Consider the following 12,182-nt stretch of genomic DNA (forward strand, 5'->3'; position numbering starts at 1 on the left):
CGGGTACGCCCTGGGTGGACCAGCGGATCAGCGGGCCTCAGTTATAGGCGACCGTGACATTGAAGGTGCCGGCGTAGTCGCCATCGGTCTGATTGGCGCCGAGGGTCAGGGTGCCGCCCACCGTAAAGGTCTGCGAGGCGTTGGCCGCGGAGGGGAGCAGGCCGGTGGCCGTGGTCGTGGCGGCGGCGCCCGCGACGGAGGCGGTGAACTTGCTCACGGGCATGGGGGTGCCGGAGCCGGTCAGCGTCACGGTGCCGTCGGCCGGGAGGGTGATGGCATAGGTGGCGCTGCGCTTCCCGGTCACCTTGAATTCCGCGGCGCTGACGGAGCCGGTGGTGCCCAGGGTCGGATTGGTGCTCGTGCGGGTGTTGTTCTGGGGGTCCAGCGTCACGTCGCCACCAGTGGTGCTTGCGAAGATGTCGCCGAAGCTCAGGCCGCCATTGGTGAGGCTCACCGAGATCGGCACGTAGATGCGGGCCGAGGCGGGGACATTGGACGCCGTGGCGGTGGCGGACTGCGCGAAGGCGGCCGGCGCGGCCAGAAGAAGGGCGCCCGCGAAGATACGGGAGAGGGTGTGCATGTGTGGCTCCTTGAGGTGTTTAGAGGGATGGACATGAGCGGGGGTGCCACGTGGCTCCCACATCTCAGACCCGATGTGTTTCTGTTAGGGTTGCATAAATAAATAGTGAATATTCATGGGAAATTTATACTGAGTGCGGTAATTGCCTAAGAGGCTCGATGCCCGGCAATTTTCTTCCTGGGGCGATCGCATGAATGGGCTATGCGTGCCCTGCCAGCATCCAGGCCAGTCGAGTTCAGGCGACGGATCCACCAGGTACGCCTGGGGCGGCACCACGCGCGGCGCCACGCGCGAGACTAGGCCTGGCGCGCCTTCGGGATGGAGGGCGCGGGGTTGACTCGGGGATGGGCGAACTCGTCATATCCGGCTTGACGGCCAGCTTCGCCCCACACCTGAGTTTTGGCCGAAAAGCCTGCGGGTGCCGGGACACTATGCATCCCGACACCCGCAAGGCGCCTTCGGTTGTTCCGGACTGGATCAGGCCATGGCGTCGATGATGGCGTTCAAGGTGGCGCTGGGCCGCATGGCGGAGCCGGTCTTGGCCTTGTCGGGGTGGTAGTAGCCGCCCATGTCCACGGGCTTGCCCTGGGCCGCGATCAGCTCCTCGTTGATCTTCGCCTCGCTGTCGCCTAGCTGCTTTGCCACCTTGGCGAACCGGGCCTGGAGCTCGGCATCCTTCGCCTGGGCCGCCAGGGCCTGGGCCCAGTACAGGGCCAGGTAGAAATGGCTGCCACGGTTGTCGATCTGGCCCACCTTGCGGGCGGGGGACTTGTCGTTGTCGAGGAACTTGGCGATGGCCTGGTCCAGCGTCTCCGCCAGCACACCGGCCTTGGCGTTCTTGAAGGCGTTGGCCACATGCTCCAGAGAGGCGCAGAAGGCCGAGAACTCGCCCAGCGAATCCCAGCGCAGGTAGCCCTCCTTCTGGAACTGCTGCACGTGCTTGGGGGCGGAGCCGCCCGCGCCGGTCTCGAAGAGGCCGCCACCGCCCAGCAGGGGCACGATGGAGAGCATCTTGGCACTGGTGCCCAGCTCGATGATGGGGAACAGGTCGGTGAGGTAGTCGCGCAGGACGTTGCCGGTGACGGAGATCGTGTCGAGGCCCTTCCGGATGCGCTCGCAGGACACCTTCATGGCCTCGTCCGGAGACAGGATGCGGATGTCCAGGCCCTTGGTGTCGTGGTTCTTGAGGTAGGTCTCCACCTTGGCGATCATCTGCGCGTCATGGGCCCGGGCCTTGTCCAGCCAGAAGATGGCGGGGGCGCCGGTCAGGCGGGCGCGGGTGACGGCCAGCTTGACCCAGTCCTGGATGGGGGCGTCCTTGGCCTGGCAGCCGCGGAAGATGTCGCCCTCCTCCACCTTCTGGGAGAGCAGGGTGGCGCCGGACTCGTCCACGATGCGGATGGTCCCGGCGGCCGGGGCGAAGAAGGTCTTGTCGTGGGAGCCGTACTCCTCGGCCTTCTGCGCCATGAGGCCCACGTTGGGCACGCTGCCGATGGTGGCGGGATCGAAGGCGCCGTGCTTCTGGCAGTCCTCGATGACGGTCTTGTACATCGTGGCGTAGCAGCGGTCCGGGATCATGGCCAGGGTGTCGTGGAGCTTGCCGTCGGCGCCCCACATCTTGCCCCCGTCGCGCACCACCACGGGCATGGAGGCGTCCACGATGACATCGTTGGGCACGTGCAGGTTGGTGATGCCCTTGTCGGAGTCCACCATGGCCAGGGCCGGGTGGGTGGCGTAGACCGCCTGGATGTCCGCCTCGATGGCCGCGCGCTGGGCCTCGGGCAGGGCCTGGATCTTCGCGTAGACATCACCCAGCCCGTTGGCGGTGTTCACGCCCAGCTCCCGCAGGGTGGCGTTGTGCTTCTCGAAGACCGGCTGGTAGAAGACGGACACGGCGTGGCCGAACATGACGGGATCGGAGATCTTCATCATGGTGGCCTTCAGGTGCAGGGAGAGCAGGAGGCCGTCCCGCTTGGCCGCGTCGATCTGCTCCGCGTAGAAGGCGCGGAGGGCCTTGACGTTCATCACGGAGGCGTCGAGGACCTCGCCGGCCTGGAGGGGCAGCTTGTCCTTGAGGACCTTCACGGCGCCATCCGCCCCCACGAACTCGATGCGGGCGGTCGTGGCCTTGCCGAGGGTGGTGGAAGTCTCGCTGCCGTAGAAATCCCCGGCGGTCATGTGGACCACGCGGGCCTTGGAGTCGGGGCTCCAGGGCGCCATCTTGTGCGGGTGCTTCTTCGCGTAGTTCTTGACGGACAGCGGAGCCCGGCGATCGGAGTTGCCCTCGCGGAGCACGGGGTTCACGGCACTGCCCAGCACCTTGGCGTAGCGGGCCTGGACGGCCTTCTCCACTTCCTCAGTGGGCTGCTCCGGGTAGTCCGGCACGTTGAAGCCCTGGGACTGCAGCTCCTTGATGGCGGCCTTGAGCTGGGGGATGGACGCGCTGATGTTGGGGAGCTTGATGATGTTGGCCTCGGGCTTCAGAGCCAGAGCACCGAGGGCGGCCAGGTTGTCGGGGACGCGCTGGGCCGGGGTCAGGTTCTCGGGGAAGTTGGCCAGGATGCGGCCCGCCAGGGAGATGTCCGAGGTCTCGACGGAGATGCCGGTGCCCTTGGTGAAGGCCTGGATGATCGGCAGCAGGGAATAGGTCGCCAGCGCGGGCGCCTCGTCGATCTCCGTCCAGATGATCTTCTGCGTGGTCATGGGCTCTCCTTATGGGCGTTTACGGCAGCGCCGGGGCCTGGACCCCCGCTGTTCCGGCACAGGGCATTCAAGGCAGGCTCCCACGGGGAAAGCCTGCCATCAAGCGGGTTTCCCTGTGGGGACGGGGAATTGGGACTTCCGTCACTCCGGCCCTGGGCAGATCTCTCAGCCCACCACCGGCATGGCAGCTCCGGAAGCGGCCCTGACCTCGCCGCGGGCCAGGGTGAAGTCCATGCGGCCGAGGTTCACGCCGCCGAATCCGACCTGGAACACGAGGGTCTCCCCCTGGGCCTGCTTCACCTTCACCGGAGCGTCCAGGAAGGTGTGGCTGTGGCCGCCGACGATGGCGTCGATGCCCGCCACCTGGCCGGGCAGGCGCAAATCGTCATGGGCGGCGTCCTTCACGTCGTAGCCCAGGTGGGAGAGGACCACCACCAGATCCACCTTCTCGACCTCCCGGAGCCGCTTCACCACGGGCTTCAGACTCTCGTAGGGATCTCTCCAGACGATCCCCTCGTGGTTCTTCGGGGCCACCAGGCCCGCGAAGGCCACGCCCACACCGGTGATGCCGACCTTCACGCCCGGGAACTCCCGGACCATGTAGGGCCGGATCCGCTTGGCCAGCTCCGGCGCGCCTTTGCAGTCGAAGTTGCAGTTCAGAAAGGCGAAGGGCGGGTTCCTGTGCTGGAGCTTCTCCATGGACGCCATGGCCTCCACCAGCATCTCCACCCCGTTGTCGAAGTCGTGGTTGCCCAGGGTGGTGGCGTCGTAGCCCACCATCCGCATGAGCTGGTAGTCCAGGCGGCCTTTGTAGCGGTTGAAGTAGGGCGTCCCCTGGAAAGTGTCACCGGCGTCCAACAGCAGCACGGGCCCCAGCTGGCTCCGGAGCTGCTTCACGAGGGTGGCCCGCCTAGCCATGCCGCCCTTGCCGCTGATGGCGCCGTTGCCGGGGCCGAAGGGCTCGATGCGGGAGTGGGTGTCGTTGGTGTGCAGCAGGGTGATGCGACCTGCGGCCGGGCCTTCCGCCGCCTTCATGGGCACCTGGGAGGCGACGGCGGCGGCGCTGAGGGAGGCGAGAAACGTGCGGCGCTCCATGGTCTCTCCTACAACTTGAACGTCTTGTCGCGGATGGCTTCCAGGATCGGGACAGGCACGGTGTAGCGCCCCGGCGCCGGCGGCAGCAGGTCCTTGCCCGCCTTGCCCAGGGCGGCGCACTGGTCCAGGAGCATCTGACGGAGGGTGACGCCCGTGGTGAAAGGCCTGCGGCCCTTCTTCAGGGTGGGGATGGAGTCACCGCCACCATAGAGGTAGTCGGTGGTGGCGACCTTCACCACGGCCGCGGGATCGATGGGGCTGCCATCCTCCCAGGTGACGGTGAGGACGGCCTGCTGCGGCGTCCCCTCCACCTTCACCTTCACGCCGGAGCAGGGCTCGCCGCCCCGGCGGAGCAGCCCCTCCTTCACCACCTGGATGACCTCGGCTCCGGTGAGCTCGATGACGATCAGCTCGTTCTCGAAGGGCATCAGCTCGAAGATGTCGCCCACCTTCAGCTGGCCGGGGCGCAGGTTGGCCCTCAGACCCCCGGCGTTGGTGATGGCGAAGCGCACTGGCGCACCAACCAGGGGCTGGGCCGCGTGGCGCATGACGTCGGAGACCCAGTAGCCCAGCAGGTTTTCCTCGCCCCGTCTCCCGCGGAACACGCCCTGGGGCGCCTGCACCAGCGGCTGGCCGAAGCTGGCCCGGATCTCCTCCGCCAGGGGCGCGATGATCTTCTGGATCTCGGGATCATCCGGGATCGTTTCGGTGACGGGGATGACTTCGGCCTTGACGCTCGGCGGCTGGGCCGTCACGGGGACGGCAAGCAGGAGGGCGAGCAGGACGCTAGCTGGCGATGGCTTCACGGGACAGGTCCTTCAGGGCGGCGCGGGCGGTGCGCACATCGGCATCATGGGCCCAGAACAGGGCGGTGGTGCGCAGCAGCCAGCCCATCAGCCAGCCGTTGAGCAGGGTGACAGCCAGCTGCAGGGCGAGGAACAGGCCGACGCGGAAGGGAGTTCCGCCTCCCATCCGCCAGGCCAGGACCAGGACCAGGAAGGGCAAGAGCGACCTCAGGGCCGCGCCGCCGAGGGAGAGGAGGCTCCATTGGACGGGGTGCGTCCACAGCCGCAGGAAACAGTCGGTCAGGTGGGCGCGGTAGCCGCGGGTCGGGCCGGCTGCGCGCCCCAGGCGGCAGAACCACCACTGGAGGTTCAGGGCCGCCACCGCCGCCATCCAGAGCAGGGGGCGGCCGAAGAAGGCGATCCAGCCCAGACCGTCGATTCCGAGGCCTCCAAGCCAGGTCAGGACGACGTCCCCGAGCCACGCGAGGAGGCCCACGGGAAGGAACCCGATGAGGACCGTGTCCAGCGCGCCCAGCAGCCAGGAGCCCAGGCGGGCCTTCAACCCCGCCCGCTCCGCTTGCATGCGCCAGCCGCACCATAGGACGATCACGAGCCCCAGGCCGAAGAGGTGCACCGTCGGGGAGTTCGCCAGGCGGTGCTGAAGCCCGCCGTTCTCCCATAGCTCCCAGATGTCGCGGGCGCTGATGCGCTCGCCCCAGTGGCTGGGCAGGGCGCTCCAGCCGGCGGCCCGGCGCAGATGGCCGGCCCAGCCCAGCACGGGACCCAGGAGCACCAGCAACCACCCGATCATGAGGCCCCAGCCCCAGCGGCTGAAACCGCCGCGCAGGCCCAGGCGCAGGAAGCGCCAGGGGTCCCTGGGCGCGAGGGCGTCCTCCGCATGGATGGTGGTGGGGCGTTCCTCTGCTGGATCCATGGCCGTCCGCAAGCAATCCTTCATCAAACCACACTTGACAGGGCCTGCGCGGATGGGGTTTCATCGGTTTCATGACGCTGTCCTTCCCGACCCTTCGCCAGGGCTTCCTTCAGGGGGCTTGGTGGTGGCGTGCGGGCTCGGACGGCTCCCTGTGCGAGGCCTAGCGGCCCACGCCAACCCGGACCTTCCGAGCCCGACCTTCCGGTCGGGCTTTTTCTTTGATGTTCTCCGGTGGTTCCGCGCTTCGCGCACACCCCCGGACCCCCACACCCCATCCCGGCAAAGCCGGTCTGTGGTCTTCCAAGGTTTTCCTCATGCACCTGATCCGCCACCCGCTTCCCGCGGACCTGCTCACGCCCCTCGCCGCCTACCTGGCCCTGCGCCCCGCTGGTGCCAGCCTGCTGCTGGAATCCTGCGACCAGGGCGAGCGGGTGGGCCGCCACAGCTTCGTGCTGCTGGAGGGCTCCGCCGAGTGCCGCCTGGACCCGCCGGCCCGGGGCTGGATCGAGTCTCTGCGGGCACTGGCCGGGCCACCGCCCGCGGGCACCGTCCATGATCCTGTCGCGGAACTGCCAGCTTTCAAGGTCCCCCTCCCCATCGGCGTGGGCTGCGCGGGCTACCTCGGTTTCGAGGCCGTGGGGGCCCTGGAGCCCACGCTCCCCCAGCCCGCCCGGGACAGCCTCGGCCTTCCCGGCCTCTGGGTGCGCCGCTTCGACACGGCCCTCGTCTTCGACCACCTGCACCAGGTGGCGGAACTCCAGACCCTGGACGCGGATCCGGAGGCGGGGTCCCGCCGCCTCCGCCGCCTCCGGGCCCAGCTCCTGGCGGGTGTCCGCGATCCAGGTTCCGCCAAGCCGGCTCCGCGGGTGGCCGCCCAGGTGGCCCGTGAAGCCTACGAAGGCATGGTCCGCACCGCCCAGGAGCGGATCCTGGATGGCGACGTCTACCAGCTCGTGCCCAGCCAGCGGTTCCGCATCGAGGACCCGCCCCCGCCCCTGGAAGCCTACCGCCGCCTCCGCCGCTTGAATCCCAGCCCCTACGGCTTCCTGCTGGAGTGGGGGGACTTCTCCCTGGTGGGCGCCTCGCCGGAGATGCTGGTGCGCGTGCAGGACGGCGAGGCCGAGACCCTCCCCATCGCGGGCACCGTGCCCCGCGGCGAGAGCGCCGAGGAGGATGCCGCGCTGTTCGAGGCCCTGAAGCGCGACCCCAAGGAGCTGGCCGAGCACCAGATGCTGGTGGACCTGGCCCGCAACGATCTGGGCCGCGTGGCCGTTCCCGGCGGCGTCCGGGTGGAGAAGCCCCTCGCCCTCCAGCGCACGAGCCACGTGCTGCATCTCACCACCACCGTGAAGGCGAACCTGCGGGAGGGCGTGGATGCCCTGGACGTGCTGGCGGCGGCCTTCCCGGCGGGCACCGTGAGCGGCGCCCCCAAGCTGCGCGCCTGTCAGCGCATCGCGGAACTGGAAGGGGAGATGCGCGGGCCCTACGGCGGCGTGCTGCTGCGCCTCGGGGCGGATGGCGCCCTGGACACGGCCCTCATCCTGCGCACGGCGGTCTATGCGGGCGGTGTCGCCCACATCCAGGCCGGCGCCGGCGTGGTACGGGCCTCCAAGCCCGAGTCCGAGTACTTCGAGACCCTGCACAAGCTGGGCGCCATCGCCCAGGCCCTCGGTGTCCAGCTGCCCGGAGCCTCCCGATGATCCTCCTCATCGATGTCCCGACTCTGCGCGAGCAGGGCGCAGCCCAAGCGCGCAGGAGCGGCGCGGAGGAGCGCCGCGATAGGAGGGAGAGGGCATCGGCTCCCGAGCGGAGGTTGGCATGATCCTCCTCATCGATGCCCTGGATTCCTTCACCTACAACCTGGTGCAGGCCTTCGAGACGTTGGGCGCTCCCGTGAAGGTCGTCCGCCACGACGCCATCACCCTCGACGAGGCCCGGGCCCTCCGGCCCGAGGCGGTGGTGCTGTCGCCGGGCCCCGGCCACCCCACCGAGAGCCCGGCCCACATGGCCCTGGCGGGCTCGGATTGGGGCATTCCCATGCTCGGCGTCTGCCTGGGCCACCAGGCCCTGGCTGCGGCCAGCGGCGGCCGGGTGGTCCGGGCCCTCGAGCCCCTCCACGGCGAGGCCACTCCGCTGGAGCACGAGGGCGACGGTCTCTTCCGGGGCCTGCCTCAAGGTCTCTCCGTGGGCCGCTACCACAGCCTGATCGCGGATCCTGCCGCGCTCCCCGGCTGCTGGCGTGTCACGGGCCGCAGCCCCGGCGGAGAAATCATGGCCATGGCCCACCGGCATCTGCCCCGCTGGGGCGTGCAGTTCCACCCTGAAAGCATCCTCACGCCGGACGGCCCGGCCATGCTCGCGAACTTCCTCCGCCTCGCCAAGGAATCCCACCGATGACCCTGCTCACCACCCACAACCCCATCCGCCCGCTGCCCGAGGCCACGGCGTCGGAGCTCATGCGCATCTTCATCGACCAGGGCACGGACGCCCTGCTGGTGGGAGCCTGCCTGGCCCTCCTGGCCCAGCGGGTGCCCGAGGCCCATGAGCTGGCAGCCTTTGCCGATGCCCTTTCGGAGGTCGCCGTGTCCTTCCCCCAGGTGCCCGACGGCGCCATCGACGTGGTGGGCACGGGCGGCGATGGCGCTTCCACCGCCAACCTCAGCACCCTCACGGCGCTGTTCCTCCCGACCCTCGGCGTACCCGTGGTGAAACACGGGAACCGCGCCGCCACAGGTGTCTGCGGCAGCGCGGACCTGATGGAGGCCCTGGGCTACGATCTGGCCCGCCCCAGCGCCGACCTTTCCCAGGACCTGAAGGCCCACCGCTTCGCCTTCCTCTTCGCCCCGGCCTACCACCCGCTCATGGGCCGCCTGCGGGAGATCCGCCGTCGCCTGGGCATCCCCACGATCTTCAACCTGCTGGGCCCGCTCATCAATCCGGCGAACCCGCCGCTGCAGCTGCTGGGTGTGGCCCGGGAGGATCTGCTGGCGCCCATGGCCGGGGCCCTGGCCCGGCGGCCGACGCTGCGGCGGGCCTTCGTGATCCACGGCAAGGACGCGGAGGGGAAGGGCCTCGACGAAGCCTCCATCGAAGGCCCCACGACGATCCTGGCGGTCACCGATGGCCGGGTCCGGGCGCCTCAGGTGCTCGTCCCCCGGGAGCTGGGCATCACCCAACCCGGCCGCCACGCCCTGCGCGTGGCAAGCCGGGCCGAAGCCCTGACCGTGGCCCGGGGGATTTTCGCTGGCGCCGGCCACGTGGACTTCCGGCCCGCCGTGGCAGACGCCGTGGCCCTCCAGGCGGCCCTGGGACTGGCCCTGCATCGCGACGGCTCGCTGGAGGGTGTGGACGCCAGCTTCCGCGAGATGCGGAGCGCCCTCGACGGCGGCTTCGTCCCGCCCTTTTCCGTGGCGGGGGTGAACCCATGAGCGCCCTCCCGGATCCCGCCTCCCTGGTGCGTGGTACCGGCCTGCCGAAGAGTTCGCACCTCCAGCGGGTGCTGATGTCCGAGCTGGCCCGCCTGTCCTCGACGGGGACCGTGGCGGGGCCTGTGGCGGCGCCCGCCCGGGTCCGCCTGGACGGTCCCGGTCCCTTCGAATCGGCCCTGCGCCGGGATGCCGCGGCCCGGGGTGGCGCCGTCATCGCCGAGTACAAGCAGGCCTCGCCTTCCCTTGGCCCCTTCGCCGCCGGCACACCGCTGCAGGCCCAGCTCCAGGCCTACCGGGAAGGCGGCGCGGCGGCCTTTTCCATCCTGGCGGAACCGACCTACTTCCGCGGGGCGGCCGCCCACCTGACCGCCGCGGCGGCCTTCGGCATGCCGCGGCTCTACAAGGGCTTCGTCATCTCCGAGTCCCAGCTCGCGGAGGCTGAAGCCTGCGGCGCGGAGGCGGTGCTGCTCATCGTCCGGGTGCTGAAGGACCACACGGCCGCCTTCCTGGAAGTGGCCCGTCGACGGGGGCTGGAGGCCCTCGTGGAGCTGCACGACCTCACGGAGGTGCCTTTCGCCCAGGAGGCCGGGGCCCGCATGGTGGGCATCAATGCCCGGGACCTCTCCACCTTCACCCTAGGGGAGCCCACCGCCGCGCCCCTGCGCAAGGCCTTCCCGGAGGCGGTGCTGGTGCGCGAATCGGGCCTCGCCACACCCGAGGACGCCCAGGTCTCGCTGCGGGCGGGTTTCGACGCCGTGCTCATCGGCGAGGCGCTCATGCGCAGCCCGGATCCCAAGGGGTTCCTGGAACGCGTCTTCGCGGACCTCCGCCAGGAGGCCCGATGAGCCTTCTGGCCAAGGTCTGCGGCCTCGTCCAGGCCGAGGACGCGGCCTTCGCCGCGGGGCAGGGCGCGGATCTGCTGGGCTTCGTGTGCCACCCTCCCAGTCCGCGCCACTGTGCGGATCTGTCCGTGGCCGGGCCGTTCCTGGGCTGGGCGGTCCTCGTGATGGTCGCGGATCATGTGGAGACCATGCTCGAGATGGCCCGCCGCCACGGTTTCCGGCGGGTCCAGCCCTACCTGCCGGCGTCCGGACGGGAGCGGGGTGTCGCTTCGCTGCGCGAGGCCGGCCTTGCCGTCCTGCTGCCCTGGGCCGACGAGCCAGGCCAGGTCCCGATACCCGCGGATCTCTACCTGTGGGAGCCCAGTGCCATGCAGACGGGTGTGGCGGGAGGTTCGGGACAGGGCCATGCCATGGCCTTCCCGCCGCCAGGGCCCTACCTGCTGGCGGGGGGGCTGGACGGCGCCAACCTGCCGGGCCGGGCCGCCGCGCTTCCGCCCCTCGCCCGGGCCGCTCTGCGGGGCTTCGACGCCGCGAGCCGGCTGGAAGCCGGGCCCGGCCGGAAGGATCCAGCGAAAGTGGCCGCCTTCGTGACGGCCGTGAGACAGGAATCACGGGCAGGAAAGGGAACCCATGACTGATGCATTCGCGCTTCCCACGCGCTTTGGCGCCGAGTCCCTCGGGGGCTGCTACGCCCCGGAGACGCTCATGCAGCCTCTGCTGGACCTGGAGGCCGCCTTCCGCTCGGCCCTCGCCGACCCGGCGTTCCAGGCGGAGTTGAAGGCCGAGCTGCGCCACTTCGTGGGCCGTCCCACACCCCTGATGGCCGCCCCGCGTTTGGCGGCGGAGCTGGGACTCAAGGCCCTCTACCTCAAGCGGGAGGACCTCACCCACACCGGCGCCCACAAGATCAACAACGCCCTGGCCCAGGCCCTGCTGGCCCGGCGCATGGGCAAGGCGGAGATCATCGCCGAGACCGGTGCGGGCCAGCATGGCGTGGCCACGGCCGCGGCCTGCGCGCGGCTGGGCCTCTCCTGCACGGTGTACATGGGCGTCACGGACATGGCCCGCCAGGCTCCGAATGTGGCCCGCATGCGGCTCTTCGGCACCAAGGTCGTGCCCGTGGAGGCGGGGCAGGGCACCCTCAAGGAGGCCGTGAACGAGGCCCTGCGTGCCTGGGCGGGCCGCTGCGACCACGCCCACTACATCCTGGGCTCGGCCCTGGGACCGCATCCATTCCCGACGCTGGTGCGAACCTTCCAGACGGTCATCGGCGAGGAGGCCCGGTCCCAGGTGCAGGAGCAGGCCGGGGCTCTGCCCGAAGCCGTGGTTGCCTGCGCCGGCGGTGGCAGCAATGGCCTGGGCCTGCTGGTGCCCTTCCTGGGTGATCCCCTGCGGCGCCTCGCCGTGGAGGCCGGCGGCCACGGCCGCGCTCTCGGCGAACACGCCGCGCGGCTGGACGGCGGCCGCATGGGCGTGCTCCACGGCTGCAAGACCCTGCTGCTGCAGGATGCGCACGGTCGCACGGCCGAGACCGCCAGCATCAGCGCGGGTCTGGACTATCCGGCCCTGGGTCCGGAACTGGCCGCTCTCGCGCTGGATGGGCAGGTTGAGGTGCGCCGCGCCTCCGACGATGAGGCCCTCGCCGGGGCCCGGCTGCTCTGCGAACGCGAGGGCATCCTGCCGGCCCTGGAAAGCAGCCATGCCCTGGCCGCGCTGCCCGCCCTCGCCGCCGAGGGCGTCGCCACAGTGCTGCTGGGCCTCAGCGGCCGCGGCGACAAGGACCTGTCCACCTACCAGTCGCGCCTGGAGATCTGA

At 70.1% G+C, this 12,182-nt stretch carries 11 protein-coding genes; 6 read left to right on the forward strand and 5 right to left on the reverse strand.

Translation table 11 applies throughout. The annotated features are described in order from the left end of the window. Positions 1–37 precede the first annotated feature (37 nt). The 5 genes from MLE42_RS01870 to MLE42_RS01890 all read right to left on the reverse strand — a co-directional run bounded on the left by MLE42_RS01870 (position 38) and on the right by MLE42_RS01890 (position 6,097). Positions 38–580: a DUF4402 domain-containing protein gene (locus tag MLE42_RS01870; RefSeq protein WP_243286177.1), complete on the reverse strand. Its 543-nt coding sequence runs from the start codon at positions 578–580 to the stop codon at positions 38–40. Positions 581–1,057: 477 nt separating this feature from the next. Then, a complete protein-coding gene (locus MLE42_RS01875; RefSeq protein ID WP_243286178.1) occupies positions 1,058–3,283 on the reverse strand; it encodes an NADP-dependent isocitrate dehydrogenase in 2,226 nt (741 codons plus the stop codon). A gap of 165 nt (positions 3,284–3,448) precedes the next feature. Next, a complete protein-coding gene (locus MLE42_RS01880; protein ID WP_243286179.1) occupies positions 3,449–4,378 on the reverse strand; it encodes a bifunctional metallophosphatase/5'-nucleotidase in 930 nt (309 codons plus the stop codon). A gap of 8 nt (positions 4,379–4,386) precedes the next feature. Beyond that, positions 4,387–5,184: a 5'-nucleotidase C-terminal domain-containing protein gene (locus MLE42_RS01885; protein WP_243286180.1), complete on the reverse strand. Its 798-nt coding sequence runs from the start codon at positions 5,182–5,184 to the stop codon at positions 4,387–4,389. Continuing rightward, complete coding sequence (locus MLE42_RS01890; RefSeq protein ID WP_243286181.1) at positions 5,165–6,097, reverse strand: hypothetical protein; 933 nt, start codon at positions 6,095–6,097, stop codon at positions 5,165–5,167. Before MLE42_RS01890 ends, MLE42_RS01885 begins: the two co-directional genes overlap by 20 nt. Before the next feature lie 314 nt (positions 6,098–6,411). On the opposite strand from MLE42_RS01890, the gene MLE42_RS01895 reads away from it, so the two are divergent. From MLE42_RS01895 to trpB, 6 genes are all read left to right on the forward strand, one after another. Further along, complete coding sequence (locus MLE42_RS01895; protein WP_243286182.1) at positions 6,412–7,797, forward strand: anthranilate synthase component I family protein; 1,386 nt, start codon at positions 6,412–6,414, stop codon at positions 7,795–7,797. 118 nt (positions 7,798–7,915) lie between these two features. Next, a complete protein-coding gene (locus tag MLE42_RS01900; protein ID WP_243286183.1) occupies positions 7,916–8,494 on the forward strand; it encodes an anthranilate synthase component II in 579 nt (192 codons plus the stop codon). After that, complete coding sequence (trpD, locus tag MLE42_RS01905; RefSeq protein ID WP_243286184.1) at positions 8,491–9,525, forward strand: anthranilate phosphoribosyltransferase; 1,035 nt, start codon at positions 8,491–8,493, stop codon at positions 9,523–9,525. Before MLE42_RS01900 ends, trpD begins: the two co-directional genes overlap by 4 nt. Beyond that, the gene (locus tag MLE42_RS01910) at positions 9,522–10,370 is read left to right on the forward strand and encodes an indole-3-glycerol-phosphate synthase (protein ID WP_243286185.1); all 849 of its coding nucleotides are present in this window, start codon (positions 9,522–9,524) and stop codon (positions 10,368–10,370) included. Before trpD ends, MLE42_RS01910 begins: the two co-directional genes overlap by 4 nt. After that, complete coding sequence (locus MLE42_RS01915; protein WP_243286186.1) at positions 10,367–11,005, forward strand: phosphoribosylanthranilate isomerase; 639 nt, start codon at positions 10,367–10,369, stop codon at positions 11,003–11,005. The genes MLE42_RS01910 and MLE42_RS01915 overlap by 4 nt, the downstream gene beginning before the upstream one ends. Then, positions 10,998–12,182 (forward strand): tryptophan synthase subunit beta, encoded by a 1,185-nt coding sequence (gene trpB, locus MLE42_RS01920; RefSeq protein ID WP_243286187.1) that lies wholly within the window; start codon positions 10,998–11,000, stop codon positions 12,180–12,182. Before MLE42_RS01915 ends, trpB begins: the two co-directional genes overlap by 8 nt.

It is taken from the genome of Geothrix terrae (assembly GCF_022808775.1).
Classification (GTDB): Bacteria; Acidobacteriota; Holophagae; order Holophagales; family Holophagaceae; genus Geothrix; species Geothrix terrae.

Coding starts and splice junctions, on each gene's coding strand:
- trpB (WP_243286187.1), top strand. CDS start 10,998: ATGACTGATGCATTCGCGCTTCCCACGCGCTTTGGCGCCGAGTCCCTC.
- MLE42_RS01895 (WP_243286182.1), top strand. CDS start 6,412: ATGCACCTGATCCGCCACCCGCTTCCCGCGGACCTGCTCACGCCCCTC.
- MLE42_RS01870 (WP_243286177.1), bottom strand. CDS start 580: ATGCACACCCTCTCCCGTATCTTCGCGGGCGCCCTTCTTCTGGCCGCG.
- trpD (WP_243286184.1), top strand. CDS start 8,491: ATGACCCTGCTCACCACCCACAACCCCATCCGCCCGCTGCCCGAGGCC.
- MLE42_RS01890 (WP_243286181.1), bottom strand. CDS start 6,097: ATGGATCCAGCAGAGGAACGCCCCACCACCATCCATGCGGAGGACGCC.
- MLE42_RS01880 (WP_243286179.1), bottom strand. CDS start 4,378: ATGGAGCGCCGCACGTTTCTCGCCTCCCTCAGCGCCGCCGCCGTCGCC.
- MLE42_RS01900 (WP_243286183.1), top strand. CDS start 7,916: ATGATCCTCCTCATCGATGCCCTGGATTCCTTCACCTACAACCTGGTG.
- MLE42_RS01915 (WP_243286186.1), top strand. CDS start 10,367: ATGAGCCTTCTGGCCAAGGTCTGCGGCCTCGTCCAGGCCGAGGACGCG.
- MLE42_RS01875 (WP_243286178.1), bottom strand. CDS start 3,283: ATGACCACGCAGAAGATCATCTGGACGGAGATCGACGAGGCGCCCGCG.
- MLE42_RS01910 (WP_243286185.1), top strand. CDS start 9,522: ATGAGCGCCCTCCCGGATCCCGCCTCCCTGGTGCGTGGTACCGGCCTG.